18 protein-coding genes are annotated in these 19992 nt (G+C 67.8%); 9 read left to right on the top strand and 9 right to left on the bottom strand.

All coding sequences use genetic code 11. The features are described from left to right. Nucleotides 1-163 precede the first annotated feature (163 nt). The 5 genes from fliL to AO398_RS15295 all read left to right on the top strand — a co-directional run bounded on the left by fliL (nt 164) and on the right by AO398_RS15295 (nt 4511). Nucleotides 164-736 (top strand): flagellar basal body-associated protein FliL, encoded by a 573-nt coding sequence (fliL, locus tag AO398_RS15315; RefSeq protein ID WP_058192985.1) that lies wholly within the window; start codon nt 164-166, stop codon nt 734-736. A 52-nt stretch (nt 737-788) separates the two neighbouring features. Continuing rightward, a complete protein-coding gene (gene fliM, locus AO398_RS15310) occupies nt 789-2006 on the top strand; it encodes a flagellar motor switch protein FliM (protein WP_152997535.1) in 1218 nt (405 codons plus the stop codon). A gap of 15 nt (nt 2007-2021) precedes the next feature. Next, nucleotides 2022-2519 carry a DUF6468 domain-containing protein gene (locus AO398_RS15305; RefSeq protein ID WP_058192983.1) on the top strand — a complete coding sequence of 166 codons (498 nt, stop codon included), beginning with the start codon at nt 2022-2024 and terminating at the stop codon, nt 2517-2519. Beyond that, complete coding sequence (locus tag AO398_RS15300; RefSeq protein ID WP_201025773.1) at nt 2516-3376, top strand: hypothetical protein; 861 nt, start codon at nt 2516-2518, stop codon at nt 3374-3376. Before AO398_RS15305 ends, AO398_RS15300 begins: the two co-directional genes overlap by 4 nt. 283 nt (nt 3377-3659) lie before the next feature. Then, complete coding sequence (locus tag AO398_RS15295; RefSeq protein ID WP_244498788.1) at nt 3660-4511, top strand: FkbM family methyltransferase; 852 nt, start codon at nt 3660-3662, stop codon at nt 4509-4511. A 177-nt stretch (nt 4512-4688) separates the two neighbouring features. Here AO398_RS15295 and AO398_RS15290 read toward each other — a convergent pair whose 3' ends face one another. From AO398_RS15290 to AO398_RS15270, 5 genes are all read right to left on the bottom strand, one after another. Beyond that, nucleotides 4689-5558 (bottom strand): class I SAM-dependent methyltransferase, encoded by an 870-nt coding sequence (locus AO398_RS15290; protein ID WP_082643288.1) that lies wholly within the window; start codon nt 5556-5558, stop codon nt 4689-4691. Between the two features lie 97 nt (nt 5559-5655). Then, nucleotides 5656-6954, bottom strand: coding sequence for a leucine-rich repeat-containing protein kinase family protein (locus tag AO398_RS15285; RefSeq protein WP_058192981.1), 1299 nt, complete (start codon nt 6952-6954; stop codon nt 5656-5658). A 4-nt stretch (nt 6955-6958) separates the two neighbouring features. Further along, on the bottom strand, nt 6959-7150 hold the full coding sequence (locus AO398_RS15280) for a DUF1192 domain-containing protein (protein WP_058192980.1): 192 nt from the start codon (nt 7148-7150) through the stop codon (nt 6959-6961). An 11-nt stretch (nt 7151-7161) separates the two neighbouring features. Further along, nucleotides 7162-8382 carry a phosphopentomutase gene (locus AO398_RS15275; protein ID WP_058192979.1) on the bottom strand — a complete coding sequence of 407 codons (1221 nt, stop codon included), beginning with the start codon at nt 8380-8382 and terminating at the stop codon, nt 7162-7164. 2 nt (nt 8383-8384) lie between these two features. Beyond that, on the bottom strand, nt 8385-10022 hold the full coding sequence (locus AO398_RS15270) for an ABC transporter ATP-binding protein (RefSeq protein ID WP_058192978.1): 1638 nt from the start codon (nt 10020-10022) through the stop codon (nt 8385-8387). Nucleotides 10023-10108: 86 nt separating this feature from the next. Between AO398_RS15270 and AO398_RS15265 the strand changes: the two genes are divergently transcribed. From AO398_RS15265 to AO398_RS15250, 4 genes are all read left to right on the top strand, one after another. Further along, nucleotides 10109-11494 (top strand): CoA transferase, encoded by a 1386-nt coding sequence (locus AO398_RS15265; protein WP_058192977.1) that lies wholly within the window; start codon nt 10109-10111, stop codon nt 11492-11494. Between the two features lie 327 nt (nt 11495-11821). Beyond that, on the top strand, nt 11822-12844 hold the full coding sequence (locus tag AO398_RS15260) for a phosphatase PAP2 family protein (protein ID WP_244498787.1): 1023 nt from the start codon (nt 11822-11824) through the stop codon (nt 12842-12844). Between the two features lie 336 nt (nt 12845-13180). Further along, complete coding sequence (locus AO398_RS15255) at nt 13181-14218, top strand: NAD-dependent epimerase/dehydratase family protein (protein ID WP_058192976.1); 1038 nt, start codon at nt 13181-13183, stop codon at nt 14216-14218. Continuing rightward, nucleotides 14219-15751, top strand: a complete 1533-nt coding sequence (locus tag AO398_RS15250) for a hypothetical protein (RefSeq protein WP_152997534.1) — start codon at nt 14219-14221, stop codon at nt 15749-15751. A gap of 170 nt (nt 15752-15921) precedes the next feature. Here the strand turns inward: AO398_RS15250 and AO398_RS15245 are convergent, their stop codons facing one another. From AO398_RS15245 to AO398_RS15230, 4 genes are all read right to left on the bottom strand, one after another. After that, the gene (locus tag AO398_RS15245) at nt 15922-16755 is read right to left on the bottom strand and encodes a transporter (protein ID WP_244498786.1); all 834 of its coding nucleotides are present in this window, start codon (nt 16753-16755) and stop codon (nt 15922-15924) included. A gap of 377 nt (nt 16756-17132) precedes the next feature. Next, complete coding sequence (locus AO398_RS15240; RefSeq protein WP_058192973.1) at nt 17133-17630, bottom strand: RidA family protein; 498 nt, start codon at nt 17628-17630, stop codon at nt 17133-17135. After that, nucleotides 17627-18052 (bottom strand): cytochrome c, encoded by a 426-nt coding sequence (locus tag AO398_RS15235; protein WP_058192972.1) that lies wholly within the window; start codon nt 18050-18052, stop codon nt 17627-17629. The genes AO398_RS15240 and AO398_RS15235 overlap by 4 nt, the downstream gene beginning before the upstream one ends. Then, nucleotides 18049-19644 carry a flavin monoamine oxidase family protein gene (locus AO398_RS15230; RefSeq protein WP_058192971.1) on the bottom strand — a complete coding sequence of 532 codons (1596 nt, stop codon included), beginning with the start codon at nt 19642-19644 and terminating at the stop codon, nt 18049-18051. Before AO398_RS15230 ends, AO398_RS15235 begins: the two co-directional genes overlap by 4 nt. Nucleotides 19645-19992: the final 348 nt, after the last annotated feature.

The following is a 19992-nucleotide window of genomic DNA, read 5'->3' as shown; positions in this document are numbered from 1 at the left end:
TAATGGGTTGGGTGCGGGTCCGGTAACGCCGTCGACAGGCTGGAGCTGCGTGGCGGCAATCCTGGCCCGGCAGGATTTGCCCGCTTAACGACACGTTAACCGTAATGCTTCGATATCCGAGCATACCCGGCACGCGGATATCCGCGATAGAGCATTATTTCCCATGGCCAAGAAGCCCAAGAAGGCCGCCGAAGACGGCGAGGCCGGTGCCGACGCCGCCCCCAAGGGCAAGAAGAAGCTCGTGATCATCGGAGCCGCCGCCGCCCTGCTGGTGGTCGGCGGTGGCGGCGCCTTCATGATGATGGGCCAAGGCGGTAACGCCGAAGGCAAGGAGGCGGCCGCCGGGGGCGGCGGTCACGGCGGGGGCGGTCACGGTGGCGGGCATGGGGACGCCGCCAAGGGCGTCGGTCCCGACGGCAAGAGGCCGATCGTGTTCGTTGAGCTGCGCGAGATGCTGCTGAACTTGAGCCCCGACATGCCGCAGGAGAAGGCGAAGTACGCCAAGCTGCGGCTCGCCCTGGAGCTCAAGGATGCCGGGGTCGAGGACGAGGTGAAGCCCCTGATGCCGCGCATCGAGGACACCCTTCAGGTCTACATGCGCGAGCTGCGCGTGAGCGACCTCACCGGCTCGGTCGGCCTCTACCGGCTGCGCGAGGAGCTGCTGCGGCGGGTCAACGTCGCCGTCTACCCCGCCAAGGTCGAGGCGGTGCTGTTCAAGGACGTGATCGTCCAGTGATCCACCGGATGACCCTGACGGTCTTCAAGAGCCAGGCCAAGAGCGGACGCGCCTGATGGAACCCGAGGACGAGCTCCCCGAAGACGATTGGTCGGCCGCCCTCCTGGAACAGGGCGCCGAGGGCGGCGACACGTCGCTTGCCGAGGAATGGGGCGCGGCGCTCGCTGAGCAGGGCACCACGCGCAACGCCGGAGACGTCGCCGCCGAATGGGCGACGATGATCGAGGACGGGGAGAGCGACAACCTCCCCGAACTCGCCGGCAACGACCGCGTGCTGAACCAGGACGAGATCGACGGCGTCCTCGGCTTCTCCATGCGCGAACTCTCGGCCTCAGGGGCCGGGGGCGTTCAGGCCATCGTCGATTCGGGCGTCGTCCAGTACGAACGCCTGCCGATGCTGGAGATCGTCTTCGACCGGATGATCCGGTTGCTGTCGACCTCCCTGCGCAACCTGTTCCAGGACAACGTCGAGGTGACGCTGGACAACATCACCTCGGTCCGGTTCGGCGACTATCTCAACGCGATCCCGCTGCCGACCCTGCTGGGCGTGTTCCGCGCCGAGCAATGGGAGAATTCCGGCCTCGTCACGGTCGATTCGAACCTTGCCTACGCGACCTTCGATCTGCTGCTCGGGGGTAAGCGCGGCGGCTCATCGAGCCGCCTCGACGGTCGGCCGTTCACGTCGATCGAGATGACGCTGGTCCGCCGCCTCGTCGAGATCATCTTGGGCGACCTGGAGCAGTCGTTCCAGCCGCTCTCGCCCGTGACCTTCGGCATCGACCGGATCGAGACCAACCCCCGCTTCGCCACCATCACCCGGCCCGGCAACGCCGCGATCCTGATCAGCCTGCGCCTCGACGTCGATGGGCGCGGCGGCATGCTGCAGATCCTGTTTCCCTACGCAACGATCGAGCCGATCCGGGAACTGCTGACCCAGAGCTTCATGGGTGAGAAGCTCGGCCGCGACCATGTCTGGGAGGGGCACCTCGCTACCGAAATCTGGCAGGCCGACGTCACCATGGAGGCGGTGCTGCACGAGATGATGCTGCCGCTCAAGCAGGTGATGCGCCTCAAGGTTGGCGATACCCTGATGTTCGACGCCAAGCCCTCGGACCTGATCGCCGTGCGCTGTGGTGACTGGGCCCTGACCCAGGGGCGGATCGGCCAGGTCGACGGCAATATCGCCGTTCAGGTTACGCGGCCCCTGCGCCGATCGCGCACGACCATCCAGGCCTACGAGGCCTCAATGAACAGTCATTCCGATGTTTAGCGCGCGGTCCAAACCATGAGCCTCTTCGTCACGCTCGCCGCCGACATCCTGGTCGCGGTCCTATTGGCGGCCACGATCGTCACGTGCCTGCGGCTGTCGCGCCGGATCAGCCAGCTCAAGGGTGACGAGGCGGCATTGCGTCAGACTATCGGTGACCTGATGGTGGCGACCGGCACAGCCGAGCGCGCTATCGCAGGGCTGCGCTCGGCAATCGACGACAGTGACCGTACCCTCACCACACGGATTGAGGCCGCCACAACCCGCTCCGCCGAACTGGCCGCACAGGTTGAGGCCGGTGAGACTGTGGTGATGCGGATCGGCGCGATTGTGGCGCAGATGCGGACCGTACCGGTCCGGGCCGAGCCGTCGCCCGCTCCGCGGACTGCGCCCGAGCCGGAGGTGCGCCGGACCGAGCCTACGAGCCCGAACGGCGAGCGTCTCGGCGCCGCCGCTGCGGCCGCTCTGGCGATGAGCGAGCGCGCCCTGGCTCGCGTGCGGGCGCGCGCCGCGTGACCGGCGTCCCGGCTCCAAAGATCCCGCCTGCGGCCAAGCCGACCCCGAAGCCGCCGCGCCAGGGTACGACGGCCCTGCGCCGCTCACGTCTGAAGCCGGTGCAGCCCATGCGGCTGCGCCTGATCGATGCCGTGGCGATCGCGGCCGGCGGCCTTCTGTTGCTCAAGCTGCTTACCCTGGCGCAGGTCGGCCTGCCGGGCGTCGGGACCCTGCCGGAATACGGCCGCGCGGTGGCCCGGGCGCGCACGGGCTACGAACCACCCGATCCCGTCACGACCGGCTCGGTCGGTGCCAAGGAGGAGCCGCCGGCGGCGCCTTCCGAGAAGCCGCCGGAGATGCCCGCACCCGAGCCAGCTAAGGCCGCATCCGGCTCCCCTACGGAACGTGCGCTTCTCGAGAAGCTCGGCGCCCGTCGTGACGCCCTGCGCCAGAAGAACGACGAACTCGAGTTGCGCGAGAAAATGCTCAACGAGGCCGAGCGCAAGCTTGAGACTGGCTTGGGCGATCTCAAGCAGGCAGAGGAGAAGGTCGATGCGGCTGCCAAGGCCCGCGAGGAGGCCGAGAAGCAGGGGCTGAAGAACATCGTCACGATGTACGAGTCGATGAAGCCGAAGGACGCCGCCCGGGTGTTCGACCGCCTCGGCCATGACGTGCTGGTGCCGATCGTCTTGGCCATGAACCCGCGCAAGATGGCCGAGGTTCTGGCAGTGATGCAGCCCGATACCGCCGAACGCCTAACCGTGACGCTCGCTAACCGCGCCCGCGGCGTCGGCGGCGTCGGCCAGGCGCAGGCCGGAACGGGCCTGCCGGCGAACGAGTTGCCGGCGATTGATCCGGGAACGGGGCCTGCGCGATAATGACGAACCCGCTGCGCTCTATCCGGTTGGACCCGGGCTGCTGAGGAGCGTGGCCCTCGGCTCGAAGCGCTGATGATGCAGGTCGATTACTCTGCCCTCGATTTAGGGCCCGAGACGCCTTTCCTGAACGCTGCGCCCTACGATGACTTGACGGACCTGAACGTTTCAATGCAGCGAACTCATCCGCCGACTCAGGCAGGCCAGAACGGGCTTCCAGCTGTGCAAGCATTGATGCCTTGTTCTTGACTTACTTCAAAAAATATTTATTTATTATCGCGAATGGATGTATCTGGATCGGCTGGTGATGTTGTTAAAAGAATTGATATTGTCGAGCGCTGCTGGTTTTTTCAATAAGATTTTTGACAAGGCATCTGTTCAGAAAATTTTATTCAATGCTTTGCGCCTCAATAGAAAAGAAGTGAGAAGTCTCATATTGAACCGCAATGCTGCGTTTCTGGGGTATTGTCTGGCGCGCAGGGCTCGTTCGAGATCTCAGATCTTGCAGGATCTCTGGGTTTGTTTTGAGCTTGGAGAGAAGACGGATGGTTATTTTGTAGAGTTCGGGGCGACGAACGGCATCAAAAATAGTAACACGTGGCTGCTCGAAAAGACGCTCGGCTGGAAGGGTATTCTGGCGGAACCGAATCCGATCTGGCATTCCGCTTTGGTGGCTGAACGGGACGCGGCAATCGAGTATCGATGCGTGTCTTCGAAGTCGCGGGAAACGGTGACATTCATCGCGACCAACGATACAGATCCTGAATTGAGCGGTATTGCCCGCTATGCCGATGCCGATCATTTTGCCGAAACGCGCAGCCGTGGCCAACGGATCGAAATCGAAACCATCTCCTTGGACGATCTGCTTGATGAGCACAGGGCTCCGCAGCGCATCGACTATCTATCGATCGATACGGAAGGCAGCGAGCTCGACATTCTGTCGGATTTCAGTTTTAGTCGTAAGTTCAATGTCATATCCGTAGAAAACAATCCGAAGAATGAAGTCTTGATCGACGAACTTCTTGCGGCGAACGGATATATCCGGGTTTTCCGCCAATTCTCGCAATGGGACAGTTGGTACGTATCCCGGGAACTCAGGCCAGAGACCCCAGTCATCGTTGCAGCCCCGGACGCGTGATCGCCGATCCCGTATGAGATGGGCTCTGGACGCCCCGCGAAGAGCCTCACGCGGAACTTCCTCGGTACCGTCGCATACCGGGGGAGAAAGCCCAGCGACCGGGCATTTTATCAGATGCTTGAAGTCGGTTACAGACAGTGCGGGATTTCTGTCCCGACCGACGGATCTGAATGCTGTTTACGCGCTGTCGGTCGGTGGTCCCGTCATCGGGGTTCCACAAGGTCGATAGCGGTAATGTCCGCAAAAATAGACCGGCCGGCCGGTCACGAGCTGGTGCAGACGCGCCATGGTCCAAGCCAGCGTGCCACAGCGCTTGGCGATATCGACATGCTCGACCAGAGTTAGACCGGGCGCAATCGCTTCCACGGCCTCCGGCCGCGCCATCGCCCAGTGGAACGACGCCCTGGTCTTGGCGAGGCTCGGATTTCGCCGCGATTGCCGCACCATGACGGGCGATGCGAAATCGGCGGCCAATTCGAGCGGGGCGCCGCTTTCCGCGGCGCGGTCGACGAGCCTGCGGAGCAAATCTTCGCCCGTAGCCGGTGCGAGATACATGAAGACGCCTTCCGCCAGCACCAGGGCTGGTCGACCGGGCTGCCAACCGATCCCATCGATCCAGGCAAGCGGCTCCGTTTTCGAGACGGTGATGATCCGGACATTGTCGCGCCGGGATATCAGGGCCTCGCGGAGACGGACGACCTCGGCGAAATCCGCGTCGATCCAGTCCACCGTGGCGGGCAACCGGATGCGCGCCGGGCGGTCGTCCAGCCCCGAGCCGATGCTGACGCACAGGCCGGTGGGGTGCGCCGCGATGAAGGCGCCCGCAATCCGGTCGAACCACTGGGCGCGGATCACCGACCCGCGCATGCTTCCGGTGTCGTCGGCAAAACGCGCCGGATCAAAGCCGAGTGCTGTTCCGATGCGCGCCGCTTCGCCGTCCCGGAACTGAAGATCCGGATGCCGATCGGGTGCGATCATCCTGGCGGCAAGCGGGATCAGAAGAGTTTCTGGAACAGTCCCTAAGGACGCGATGCCGAAATTGTTCATGAATGTCGCCACGGTCACGTTCGAGGATGGTGGAGATCACCCCTCAATGGTGCTGCGTGCAATGGAAGATCTTCCCGGACGCGAGATTTTTGGCGTGTTATTCCGCAATCCGTCCGATTGCGGCGGCCACGTCTTCCAAGCGGGGCCGCTGCACCGGATCGGACTGCAGGCACGCATCTGTCAGAGCCTGCAGCCCGTCCGGCGCCGCGTCGCAGCGGTCGAGCAACTCGTCGAGCAGAATACCCACCGCCCGCACCTCGACCTGCGCCAGCGCTGCGCCCGCGTCTCCTGTCGGCAGCGCCGAGGCCGCGCCGAAATCGCTGAGCACGGCTGCGCCGGTCTCGGCATCCCAGAGCGTGTTGTGGGCGTAGACGTCGCCGTGCAGCAGGCCGCGCCCATGCAGGTGGGCCACCGCCTCCGCCACGGCGCGGGCGATCGTCAGGGCCTGTCCGGTGTCGAGCCGCAGGGCGGGATCGTAGACATCGCGGCTGCAACTCGCGAGGCTCGGCGGGCCGGCCAGCGCGCGCCAATGCGCCGGCAGCAGCCGGAGCAACAGTCCTTGCGCTCCGTCAGGATGGTTCACGAGCCGGCCGAGCGCACCGGTGAGCGCCGGATGGGTGCCGGCGGCGAGGCAGGCCTCCATCTCGCGCTCCGGCAGGCCGTCGCTGGTCATCGTGCCCTTGAACAGCTTGAGCGCCACCGCCTCCAGACCGGATGACCCACGCCAGATCGCCTGGTGGACCCGGCCCGAGGCCCCCTCCCCGAGCAACGCGCCGATCTGCAGCGCCGACCACGGCACCGGCGTCGACGCCGTCGGCTCCGATACGGGCTCGGCGGGATTGCCCGCATAAGCGATCCAGGCGAGGCGCGGCAGGCGGGCGAGCCAGGGTGGCAGGGTGTCGAGCCGGTTGCAGGACAGACGGATCAGTTCGAGATTGTCCGCGCCTGCGAGACCGCCGGGCAGATGCGCGATCCGGTTGCCCGCCAGCATCAGCTTCTGCAGCAGCGGGCGCTCGCCGAGGGCGTCCGGCAAGGTCTCGATCGCGTTGTCGGTGAGGGTGAGCCAGCGCAGGTCGCGCGGCAGCGCCTCCACCGGCACCGCCCGGATGCCGCAGCCGCGGAAGCCGAGCTGGCTCAGCGTCGGGCAATCGCCCAGGACCGGCGGTAGGCGCTCGAACCGGTTGCCGGAGGCGAACAGGACCCGCAGGCGGTTCAGGCGGCCGAGATCGGCGGGCAGGTCGGTGAAGCCGCCCCGGCCGAGATCCAGCACCTCCAAGGTGTCGGCGAGGCCGAAGATCTCGCGGGGAAATTCGGAAAGCCCGTCGGGCAGCCGCAATTCCCGCGCACCCGCCAGGTCGCCCCGCCGCAGGGCGGCCAGCGTTTCGGTTCGGTCCAAAGCGTCAGCCTCGCTTGAAAAAGGCGTCGGCCGCGTCCTGCGCCGCTTGCTTGGCTGCCCGCGCCGCTTCGATCCGGGCGATCTCCTCCCGCAGCAGCGCGATGCGGGCGTCGAGGTCGGAGAGCGAGAGCGTGTCGAGGGGCTGCCCGATTTCGTGGGCGACAGCCTTGCGCGGCCGGTCGTCGTCGTCTCGCATGGTGCGGCCCCCTATAGGAATACGCGGCCGGCACCATCCCAGGGGAGCCCGAGATGGCCTGCCAGGGTGGCGCCGATATCGGCGAACGTGTCCCGCCGCCCGATCGCCCGGGGGGCGATGCCGGGGCCGAAGGCCAGGACCGGCACCTGCTCGCGGGTGTGGTCGGTCCCCGCCCAGGTCGGATCGTTGCCGTGGTCGGCGGTGATCACCGCGAGGTCGCCGGGTTTAAGCGCTGCCAGGATTGCGGGAACGCGGGCGTCGAACGCTTCCAGCTCGGCGGCGTAGCCCGGCACGTCCCGGCGGTGGCCGTGCTCCGTGTCGAAATCCACGAGATTGACGAAGATCAGGCCACCCTCGGGCAGGTCGCTCAGGGCGTCGAGCCCGGCCTGCAGGCAGGCCGCGTTGGCGCCCGGCTTGATCTCGCGGCCGGTGGCGCGGTGGGCGAAGATGTCGCCGATCTTGCCGACGCTGACGACCGCCCGCCCTGCGGCCTCGGCCCGGTCGAGCAGCGTGCGGCCGGGGGGCTCCACGGCAAAATCCTTGCGGTTACCGGTGCGGCGGAAGCCCGTCTCCGCCGAGCCTACGAACGGCCGGGCGATGACCCGGCAGACCCGGTAGGGATCGCACAGGCGGCGCGCCACGCAGCACAGCTCGTAGAGCCGCTCCAGCCCGAACGCTTCCTCGTGGGCGGCGATCTGGAAGACGCTGTCGGCCGAGGTGTAGCAGATCGGCTTGGCCGTCCGGACATGCTCGGCGCCGAGTTCGTCGATGATGGCGACGCCCGGTGCGTGCCGATCCCCGAGGATGCCGGGCACGCCGCCCTCGGCGATCAGCGCCGCGACCAGAGTGGGCGGGAAGGCTGGCCGCGTATCCGGAAAGTGACCCCAGGGCTCGGGCAGCGGCAGGCCGGTGATTTCCCAATGGCCGGAGGGCGTGTCCTTGCCGGCGGCTGTTTCGACGGCGTGACCATAGGCGCCGCGCGGATCCCCCTGAGGCGCGAGGTTCGGCGGGATCCGGCCGGACGCCCCGGCGGCGGCGAGGCCGAGCCCGAGTTCGGCGAGATGGGGGAGACGCAGGAGCCCGCTGCGAAGGCCCACCCGGTCACCGCGCCCGATCGCGCAGGCCTCGGCGATGTGCCCGAGCGTGTCGGACCCGGCATCGCCGTAAGCGGCGGCATCCGGGGCGCCGCCGATGCCGACGGAATCGAGCACGATGAGGAGGGCACGGGCCACGATCAGGCGGGCTCCAGCTCGGTGACGGCATCGCTGTCAAGGGCGAAGGCGGCCTTGAACAGCGCCCGGGTATAGCCTGTCTGCGGGTCGGCGAAGATGGTCTCAGCCGGGCCTTCCTCGACCACCCGGCCGTTCTGCATCACCACCACGTAGTTCGCGAGCGCCCGGACCACCTTCAGGTCGTGGCTGATGAACAGGTAGGCGAGTCCGCGCTCGCGCTGCAGATCGCGCAGCAGCGTCACGATCTGCGCCTGGACCGAGCGGTCCAGTGCCGAGGTCGGCTCGTCCAGCACGACGAAGCGAGGGTTGAGCACCATGGCCCGGGCGATGGCGATGCGCTGGCGCTGGCCGCCGGAGAATTCGTGCGGGTAGCGGTCCATGGCGGCTGGGTCGAGCCCGACATCGGTGAGCGCCTTGGACACCACGGCCCGACGCTCCGCCCCGGAGCGCGCCGCGCCCTGGACGATCAGCCCTTCGGCGACGATATCGGCCACCGACATGCGCGGCGAGAGCGAGCCGTAGGGGTCCTGGAAGACCACCTGCATGTCCCGGCGAAGCGGCCGCATCTGCGCCACGGTGAAGGCGTCGATGCGGTTGCCCAGGAAGACGATCGGCCCCTCCGAGCCGGTGAGCCGCAGCAAAGCGAGGCCGAGCGTGGTCTTGCCGGATCCGGATTCGCCAACGACGCCAACGGTTTCGCCGGCCCGGACCTTGAGCGAGACCCCGTCCACCGCCTTGACGTGCCCGGTGACGCGCCGGAACGCCCCCGATTTCAGCGGGAACCAGACCTTGAGCGGCCCGGCCTCCACCAGCGTCGGTGCATCGGCCGGCACCGGGTTGGCCCGGCCCTTCGGTTCCGAGGCGATCAGGCGGCGGGTGTAGGCGTGCTGCGGGTTGGCGAAGACCGACTTGGTCTCGCCGGCCTCCACGATCTTGCCCTTGAGCATCACGCAGACCCGGTCGGCGATGCGCTCGACGATGCCGAGGTCGTGGGTGATGAACAGCAGCGCCATGCCCAGGCGCTTCTGAAGGTCGGCGAGCAGCGCCAGGATCTGCGCCTGCACGGTGACATCGAGCGCGGTGGTCGGCTCGTCGGCGACCAGCAGGTCCGGTTCGCAGGCGAGCGCCATGGCGATCATCACCCGCTGGCGCTGGCCGCCGGAGAGCTCGTGCGGGTAGGCGCCCATGCGGCTCTCGGCGTCGCGCAGGCCAACCAGTTCCAGAAGCTCGAGAATTCGCTTGCGGGCGGCCTTGCCGGAGAGACCGCGATGGAGGCCCAGCACCTCGCCGATCTGCCGCTCGATCGTGTGGAGCGGGTTGAGCGAGGTCATCGGCTCCTGGAACACCATGGTGATGTCGGCGCCGCGCACGTCGCGCATCTGGCGCTCCGGCAGGCTTGCCAAGTCCCTGCCCTGGAACAGGATTTTTCCGCTCTGACGCGCCGCGCCGTCGAGCAGCCGCAGGATCGCCAGGGCGGTCACCGACTTGCCGGAGCCCGATTCGCCGACCAGCGCGACGGTCTCGCCCCGGCGGATGGTGAAGCCGATCGAATCGACCGCCGCGGTCTCGCCCTCCCTGGAGCGGAAGGCGACGGACAGGCCCTCGACGGACAGGAGCGGCGGGGTTTCGGCCTCGGACATGGGATCCTTATAGCGCGGCCGGAACCCTAGCCTACCCGGCCGCGGATGCGCGATCATGCGCGCTACCTGCAACTCGGGGACTTGCCATGCCGGATCTCGCCGAAGAATTGGCCGCGCAGACCCGGCTTCCCGTCGAAGACCCGTCGCAGGCTGCCCGGGCCCTTCGCATCAGCGGGACCGGCACCCTCCCCTCGGCGTTCCGGGTCACCGAGCTTGCCGCGGCCTCGATTGCAGCCGCCGGCTTGGCGCTCGCGGAAGTTGCGGGCCTCGACGGACCGGTGGCGGTGGACCGGCGACTCGCGTCGTTCTGGTTCGCGACGTCGCTGCGGCCGGAAAACTGGCGGGTGCCGGCACCCTGGGACCCGGTGGCCGGCGACTACCGGACCCGGGACGGCTGGATCCGGCTTCACACCAACGCACCGCACCACCGGGCGGCGGCGGAGCGGGTGCTCGGCGCCCAGGCCGACCGGGCCGGCATGGCGCGGGCCGTGGCCGGTTGGGACAAGACGGCGCTGGAGGCGGCGATTCTGGACGCGGGTGGCTGCGCGGCCGAGATGCGCGGGCTCGCGGATTGGACGGGCCATCCTCAGGGCCGGGCGGTGGCTGCAGAACCCCTGGTGGCGTTCACGCCGGCCGCCGAGCGCACCGCATCGCGCTGGCATCCCCGAGCGGGGCGGCCGCTCGCTGGCCTCCGGGTGCTCGACCTGACCCGGGTGCTGGCCGGCCCGGTGGCGACCCGGTTCCTCGCCGGGTTCGGGGCGGACGTGCTGCGGATCGATGCGCCCGACTGGGACGAGCCGGCCATCGTCCCTGAGACGACGCTCGGAAAGACCTGTTCCCGCCTCGACCTGCGCCGGGCGGCCGACCGGGCGACCTTTGCGGCCTTGCTGGCGGGGGCGGACGTGCTGGTCCACGGCTACCGACCCGGTGCCCTCGACGGGCTCGGCTACGGCCCGGAGGCGCGGCGCGCCCTCGCCCCAGGCCTGATCGACGTGTCGCTCGACGCCTACGGCTGGACCGGCCCCTGGGCCGGCCGGCGCGGCTTCGACAGCCTGGTGCAGATGAGCTGCGGCCTCGCCGAGGCCGGGCAGCGTTGGCGGCAGGCCGAGAGCCCGGTGCCGCTTCCGGTCCAGGCGCTGGACCACGCCACCGGCTACCTCATGGCGGCGGCCGTGCTCCGGCTGCTGGCCCGGCGCCTGTCGGACGGCACCGGCGGCCAGGCTCGGCTATCGCTCGCCCGGACCGCGGCCATCCTGATCGCGGCCGGCCCGGCCGAGCCGGCGCCGGCGCTCGCGCCTGAGACGCGAGAGGATCTGGCCCCGGAGATCGAGGCGACCTCCTGGGGGCCGGCCCGCCGCCTGCGCCCGCCCCTCGTCGTGGCCGGGACCGCGATGCGCTGGGACCGGGCGGCACGCCGACTCGGGGACGATGCGCCGGCCTGGGGGCGTGAGCGAGGGGTGGGCGCGCGGTAAAAAGAGGGGGTTGGGCAATCGCGTCGGTGCAGAATGCCTCGGCACGATCGGGCGCATGGTGCCGTTCGGCTCCGGCCCCTAGCAGGCTCGGAATGGTTCGCGTCCAGCTGTTTGACGAAGCAGTACCTTACGATTGCAACGGGTGGATCCGCGCCAATCCGCTGCCGAGCAAAAGTCGGACGAAGCAGGCGTCGCGCGTCGCTTTCGACGGACGATCCGTATCTGCCTTCGCAATCACGATTGGTGCCACTGTTTCAGCGCGACTAAGTGAGGTCCGTTAAGGGCCCCCTTCTAGACTGCCGCGTCACCGAAGCCGGCAGGTCCGTGATGTCTGAACAGAGTGAGGACAGCGCAGGATCGCGACACGTCCTCGTCCTGCCGTCCGACTTTCATCAGACGCGGGCGCGTCTCTGGCTGCTGATCCTCGCCACCGCCATCCTCACGGCCGCGTGGATGCGTGCAGCTGGCCTCGCCCTGGATGCCACGAGCACACTGACCCCCGCCCTGAGTTGCGCGGGACTCGAAGTCCTGGCGATGGTCTACAGCACGCGGCGCCTTGAGCCACGCTTCGCAGTGAGCCTGTCGAGCCTCGCGCACATCATCGCCTTCAGCTCTTGCGCGGCTCTCCTTTCCTACGCTGTCGCCGCCACCGGCGGTCCGCTCTGGGATGTTACCTTCGAGGCCATCGACAGGTCCCTTGGCCTCGATTGGCTGACCTACCTTCACGGCCTGAACGACCGTCCGCGACTCGGCTTCGTCCTATCCTTGGCCTACCAGAGCCTGATGCCGCAAATGATCCTAGTGGTCGTCGTGCTCGGGTTTAGCGGCCGGCTGGGCGCTGTGCGTGAGTTCGTGCTGGCCTTCGTGACCGCGGGACTCGTTACCGTCCTGCTCTCGGGTCTGATGCCCGCGATGGCGATGTTCGTGCATCTCGGCCTGAAGCCAGAGGATTTCCCCGGGTTGAACCCGGCCGCGGCTTACGTTCATCTCGCCCATCTGTCTGGCCTTCGCGACGGCACGCTCCGGAGCGTGTCCCTCGACCACATGGAAGGCATCATCACCTTCCCAAGCTTCCATGCAGCACTCGGCGTGCTGTTCATCCGCTATTTCTGGATGTCCCGGATCACGCGCTGGCCTGGCCTCGCGTTGAACGTGATGCTGATTGCGGCGACGCCGATCGATGGCGGCCACTACTTCATCGATGTCGGTGCGGGTGCGCTGATCGCCGTCATGGCGATCACGGCCGCTCGCTGCGTCGGCCGGTTGGCAACGGACCCTGACGGGAAACCGACACATCCGGTCTGGCTCGTGCCCAGCCAGGAAGGGGTGGCGACACGCGTGTCGTCCTGAGATTCCGGGATCAGGCCACCCGAAGCCCCCATTGAAGGGCAGCGGAGAAACGTTCTGTCCGCGAACACCCAGACGCACTCCACCGGGCCGGTCATGAATCGCGACCGGAACGGCCCACCCAAGGGGATGACGGCCGGTCCGCGTACGGACACCCAAGCGTGCTGCGGCGAGGGCGGGGGTGGCATCGCTCCCGAGCGAGGAGCACCGGCGATGCCGCTCACGGCTCCGGTGGTGCTTGGGGGACGGCCTACGGCGCGCGGAGCCACGCAATCTTAAGCAAGCGGTTGCAAGTTTTGGCGCCGGTTACGCGTTTGGCGCCGGCGTGAAGGAACTCGCGTGGCACGTGTTCTCGTGACGGGGGGCTCAGGCTTCCTGGGCTCATTGCTGATCGCGCGGCTGCTCGATGACGGGCACGCCGTGACCAGCATCGATTTGCTTCCCTGCAGGATATCACACCCGAACTTGACCGCGGTCGTCGGCGACATCCGTGACCGACCGTTGCTCGACCGGCTGCTGACAGGGCGCGAGCACGACGGCGTCTTCCATTGTGCGGCGCTCTTGGCGCACGGCTCGATCTCGCCGGGTGAATTGTGGTCGGCCAACGTCGAGGGCACACGCACGCTTGGGGCGGCCGTCGCCGCGGCCGGTATCCGCAGCCTGATCTACATCTCCAGCAATTGCCTGTGGGGCCGTGGCTTCAGCCGCCCGGTGCACGAGGATGACCTGCCGGAGCCTTGCGAGATCTACGGCGCGAGCAAGTGGGAGGGCGAGAAGATCCTCGCGAGCCATGCCGGCGATTTCGCCACGACTGTGCTGCGCTCGCCGACGATCCTGGACCAGGGGCGGCTCGGCCTCCTGGCGATCCTGTTCGAGTTCATCGCCGATGGGCGACGTGTTTGGGTCGTTGGCGACGGTTCGAACCGGTATCAGTTCATCGCCGCGCGTGACCTGATCGGGGCTATGCTGCTGGCCTGGCAGCGTCGAACGGCCGGCGTGTTCGGCATCGGCTCGGACGATGTCGGCACGATGCGCGATAGCTACGCCCATGTCATCGCGAACGCCGGAAGCCAATCGCGGATCGGCAGCCTGCCGAAAAGGCCCACCGTCCTGGCGATGCGCGCTGCGCATGCCCTGCGGATATCACCCCTCGGGCCGTACCACGCGCGGATGATCGCCTCGGATTTCGTCTTCGACACGACGCGGATCAAAGCCGCACTGGGCTGGCGGCCGACGCTGACGAACCGCGAGATGCTGCTCTGCGCCTATCGCTATTACGCGGCCAACCGTTCCGAGATCGCCCTGCGACGCGACGTGTCCGCCCATAACCGCTCGGCCGATATGGGTGTGATCCGCCTCCTCAAATGGGTGTCCTGATTGACCGCGCGTGCCGCGATGCCGTCGCCCGCATTGCTGACCCCTGCAACGTCGTCGCGGTCGCATGAGGCGGCCTTGGCGGCGATCGGCGCGGTCGGCCTTGCGGCTGCCCTCATCGCGGTCGGATCGCACCACGAGGCTTGGTTCGACGAGGCGCAGGCGTGGCTCCTGGCCCGCGACAGCACACTCACGGAGCTGCTCCGCGAACGTCTCCACTACGAGGGGTCGCCCGGCCTCTGGCACGCCGTGCTGTGGCTTGCCTCACACGCCGGCTACCCGTTCGCGGCGCTCTGGCTCATCAGTTCCGCGATTGCAGTGTCGAGCGCGTTTCTGATCCTTCGCGCGGCGCCGTTCCCTGTCTGGCTCCGGTTCGGCATCATCGGTTCCTATTTCTTCGCCTACCAATATTCTGTCGTGGCGCGCAGCTATGCGCTCGATCTCCTGCTCGTCCCGCTGGCCGCCTGCCTGTTCCCGCAGCGGGCAACGCGCCCGCTGCCCTACGCGATCGTTCTTGGCCTGCTGGCCAACACCAATACGCACAGCTTCCTCGTCGCCGGAACGCTGTGCGCCGAGACGCTGCTTCTCGGGTTGCGTGCGGGCACCTGGAGGCAACCTGCCTTCCTTAGCAGCATGGTCGTGTTCGCGTTGTGCGCGTTGAGTGCCATCCTGCAGGCATGGCCGGCCCCGGACGTGAGTTTCGGTGCGGCAGGCATCCATTTCGACCGCGCCGATAGACTCCTCAGCGAAGCGTTCGTCGGCGGCGTGCCTTTCGGGACCCTGGACGTGCCCGTGCTGGTCCAGCGACTCGCCACGCTGTTGATCCTGCTCCCGTCGCTCGTTCTGTTTCACCGCGCCGGAACCTTCATCCTCGTCGGCGCCCTCATTCTCAGCCTGATGGTCTTCTCGGCCGTGCAGCATGCCAATCTCTGGCACTCAGGCATCCTGTTTCTCGTGTGGATCTTCGGTCTCTGGATCAGCTGGCCGACGCTGAACGCCGGCAGCCGCACCCTGCGCAGGCTCGTGCTGGCAAGCGTCGCCGGCCTCGTCTTGCTCCAGGACGTCCAGACCGCTGCAGCCTGGATCAGGGAGGTGAGAGAACCCTACTCGTCAGGTCGGGAGGCGGCCGCGCTCGTGCGGGCGGCGCGTGAGCGGGATTCGGCGGCGCGGGTCGCAGCGATTGGCTTCAAGGCCTTTTCCATTCAGCCCTGGTTACCTCGCAACGTCTTCGCCAACTACGTCGGCGGCGCGTCCAATCCAGCCTTCTACCTGTGGGATCGGCGGCAGCGCTTCTCGCCGCGCGTGGAACTGGTTTCCTTCCGCGCCGCGCTGGCCGGAGGGTACGACCTGATCGTCCTCTCGACCGATCTCCCGCCAGGTCTTGATCTGGACGCGTACAGGGCGGCGGGATCGGAAAAGGGATATTGCGTAACGGCAAACATTCCCGGCCACCTGATCTGGAAAACCGATCGCGTTGAGGATGACGGCATCCTGTTGTTCCAGAGATGCCGTTCTGCGCACGATGCCGACGGCTAAGTGCGTCAGGATCGGGCGTTCGCGATCTCGTCGTCCACCTGGCGCCGACGCCGGGGAGCGGCCGAGGGGGATCGGTTTTCGGGAAGAGCAGACCACCGTCCCGACGCCGGACATCGGCTGGATGCGGAGCGCCCGCTTATGGCCGGCCGGTGGAGTTCGGAAACAGGCTGTCAGAATCGGCGCGCCAGGGGGCTCGGCGCGGGTGTGCCGGCCTGCTCGGTGCCGATCGGCACCGTGACGCGCAGCCAGCCCCGGGTCTCGAGGCCGGCATAGTTCCGCTGGACCACATCCCGCGTCACGTAGGCCTGCAGGTTCGCGGGCCCGAAATTGTAGCCGACCAGCCCGCCGACCGCGAACTGCCCCTGCCGCGCATAGGACGGGTTGGCGGTCGGCAGATCGGTCGATCCGAACGCCACGGGACCGATCTCCCACTTGCCGAAATGCTTCGTCGCGGTGAGGTCGAGATTGAGGAAGTCCGGGTAATAGGCACCGGCGCTCGACCGGGTGTCGAAGAAGGTGCCGTACAAGAAGTTGCCGGTCAGGTTCCAGCCGTCCCCGTTATAGGTGATCGCGAAGCGCTGGTGCAGGACCGGGTTCTGGATGACGATCTTGGTCTGGCTGGGCAGGTACGCCCCGAGCAGGTAGCTGAAGTTGAGATTGGCGCCGAGTTTCCAGGCGACCTGGGCGGCGAGCAAGGTCTGGCCGAACCCGCTCTGGTAGGGGGCACCCCGCGTGCTCAAGGCCGTGATCGGCTGCAGCACGACGAGCTGCAGCCGTCCGCCGATCACTTCGGCCGGCGTTGCCCAGATGAAGGACGGCAGGTTGACGTTCGAATCCGTGCCGCGGGGCCTGATATCGCGTGCGCCGAAGCTCGACGTGTCGATGAAGTAGAGGCCGATCGGCAGCGGCGCGCCGGTCGGGATGCCGACCGTCTGTCCGGGCTGCGCCGACGAACCGGCCTGCGCCGGGATGCCGGCCAGCCCGCCGATGAGCGCGGCGGTCATCCCCAGAGCGCGGACCGTCCGGTTCCATCCAGCCATTGTCATTCCAGGGGCCCAACGTGCCCGATCTTCGGCTGGCCGTTATTGCATGGCGACGGGGCTCCGGCGGCTCTTTCATGCACGGAATGCAAACTTGCGCCGCCGGCGTCGTTGCCGGGCAACAGCGCCGGCCGGGCGCAAGGCAAGGCGGCGAGGCCGCTCCTCAAGGCGTGGGCCGCGCGGGAGCATGGTCCGACCGGCATCCGGTTCTCGCGACCGCACCCTGCGGTGGCGGCGTGCCACGGCCCCCGCGAAGGCGCTCTCCTGGAAACACTGGCATCCCGGGCGCCGCGTCGCGGGTCCGGGATGCCGGGGATCCTGTGGGGATGGCGCTCCTCCGATCACGGGCGCACGGCGGTGACCTCGATCTCCACCAGCCAGCCGGGATTGGCGAGCGCCGCGACCTGGACGGCCGAGCGGGTCGGCAGGTTCGGCTGCGCCGCCGTGCCGAATTTCTCGCGGTAAGCCTCCATCAGGCCGGCGAAATCCATCCGGCCGCCCTTGGCCGGGTCGCCGACCAGAAACACCGTCATCTTCACCACGTCGCGCAGCGACAGGTTCCGGCGCTTGAGCGCCGCCTCGATCGACGCCAGGGTCGAGGCGGTCTGGGCGCGGGTATCCCCGAAGGCGGCCACGGTATTCTTCTCGGCGTTGGGGTCGGTCACCGCCGGCCCGAAGCCGCTGAGATAGACGGTGGCGTGCCCGGCCGGCACCTCCACCGCCTCGGAGATCGGGAAGTCCGAGCCCGGAATCGGGTGCCGGATGATGTCCTCGGCCGAAGCCGGCCCGGCCAGCAGGGCCAGCGCGAGGGGGGCGGAAATCAGGATCCGTTCGATCATGGCCGTGCTGCCTTCACATCCCCTGGGGCGACCGCGTCGCCGTATGGGTTGTCGAAATGGGTCCGGACGTAGTTCACCACGTCCGCGACCTGGGTGTCGCTCATCATGCGCCCGAGCGGGGGCATGCCGCGCAGGCCGTACAGCATCAGCGTGACGGGATAGCCGGCGCTGGCGAGTTTCTGATTGTGCCGGAGCGCCGGATAGGCGGCGGCGCCGACCGCGCCCTCCCCGCCCGCCTGGTGGCAGGCGGCGCAGACCCGGGCCGTGAGCGCCGCGCCCCCGGACTCCGTGAAGGTCTTGCCCTCGCTCATCGCCGGGCCGGCCGACGGGACGGCCGCGTGGAGGGCGTGCTCCTGCGCGGCGGCGCCGCCGCACGTGGCGAGGAGCAGCGCCAGGGTTCGGGAGATCGAAGAGACATTCATGCCGCCAGGACCCTCTTGTGAAGCCGCGTGACCGTGTCGAGCGCCGAAAGGATCGCGCCCTCCTGCCAGGCCGGGATGTACGAGGCGTGCTCGCCGGCCAGCATGATCCGTCCGTCGATCGCGCAGAGGTTGTCGTAGTGCTCGGCCCTTGCCGCGTCGGTCCAGTCGCCGGCGCAGCCCAGCGTGAACGGCACCCGGTGCCAGGCCACCGCGATCCCGGTCTCGAACTCGGTGCGGTATTGCGGGTGGATCTGGCTGCCGTACGCAACCGCCCGGCGCACCCGCTCGGCGGGGCTGAGCGCCGTGAATTCGTAGGAATTCGGCCCGTTCCACGTATAGGCGCCGAGCAGCACGCCCTTGCCGCCGGCATTGTAGCCGGTGGAGGGATACGAGATCTGGCGGATCGGCAGGTCGGTGTAGGAGATGCCGCCGAAGATGTGCTCGTCCTCCTCCCAGAAGCGCCGCTTGAACTGCAGGCCGATCTTCACCGACGAGGCGTAGGGCACGGCGTCGATGGCGGCCTTCATCTTGGGGCCGACCTGGGTGGGGATCTGGCTCAGCACGGTCAGCGGCAGGGCGCAGACGCACCAATCCGCCTGGGCCTGCCGTACCGCGCCGCCGTTAGCGAGATCCTGGTAGGTGGCGGTGACGCCGTGGCCATCCTGGGCGATGGTCGTGACCTTGGCGCCGTACCGGATCGTGTTCGGCGGCAGGGCCCGGGCGAAGGCCTCGCCGATGCCGCCCATGCCGCCGACCGGCTGGAACATCGTGGTCTGGAACTCGTACAGCAGGAAGTTCTGCAGGCCCCGCCAGAGCCGCGAGGTCAGGATGTCGTGGAGCGCCATCGGCTCGCCGTCGACCGGACGCGCCGAGAGGCCGCCGCCGGGATCGTGGGCGTAGCCGCGGAACTCCGAAGACTCGGGTCCGGCGCGATAGGCGAGGTCCTTGTCGAGGCCGCCGAGCGACCGCAGGGCCTCGATCAGGATCTCCTGGTCCTCCTTGGAGACCTCCGCGTCCAGCGCGCCCTTGCGGGTGGCCTTGGCCAGGAGCTCGGCGGTGGCGCCGTCGAAATCGGTCTTGACCGTGCGGATCCGCTGCGGCGTGCCGCCGAAGCCCGCGGTGCTGTGCACGAAGGCGTTGTGGTTGAGCTGGATGAACGGCTCCAGGGCCACCCCGAGACGGCGGCAGTAATCGAGCACGCCGTGGTGGTGGTAGGGGATCCGCCAGGGGCCGGGATTGAGGTAGAGGCCCGCGTCGAAGTCGCAGCGTTGCGTGGCGCCGCCCAGCTCCGTGTAGGTATCGCCGCCGCGCAGCGACCAGTTCCGGCCGCCGGCGCGGGTGTTGTATTCGAGGATCTGCACCCGGTAGCCGGCCCGGTGCAGCTCCAGCGCCGCGGTCATGCCGGCGAGCCCGGCCCCGAGCACCAGGACCGAGGCGCCCTTGGGATCGCCGTCGAGCCGGATCGGCCCGCGATAGGGCGATTCCTCGGCGAAGCCGAGGCTGGTCATGACCTGATAGGCTGCCGCACTCCCGGCCGCGGCGCCCACCAGCGATATCAACTTGCGACGACTGAACCCCGATGCCTCTGCCATCTCGCTTCCCGTCTCCCGATCCGGATGCGTCAAGGACGGTCTGGCTTAAGCAAGTCGGGGGCCAAGTTTGGAGCCGGACAAATGAAACGTTTGGTCCCCAGCGTCGATCCGGGGAAAGTTGCCTCCGGTTTTGCAACTTAAGCGGAGATGCATCGCCTGAAAATCATCGGCATCAGTGGACTTGCTTCGGATCCGACAAAAGCCAGCCGATCTAATATTTCTTGGTCCTCCACGCATCTGGATACGTCGCGGCGTAGCCAAGGCCTCGGGAAGACGGCGCGGGCGGGATCTCCGGAGAGCTCGCGCCGCGGCATCACCCCCCAACCGTACGGATTGATCCCCCCGTGC

This window comes from Methylobacterium sp. GXS13, assembly GCF_001455965.1.
Classification (GTDB): domain Bacteria; phylum Pseudomonadota; class Alphaproteobacteria; order Rhizobiales; family Beijerinckiaceae; genus Methylobacterium.
Note: the sequence above shows the minus strand (reverse complement) of the source record. Positions and strands in the feature narration are given on the sequence as shown.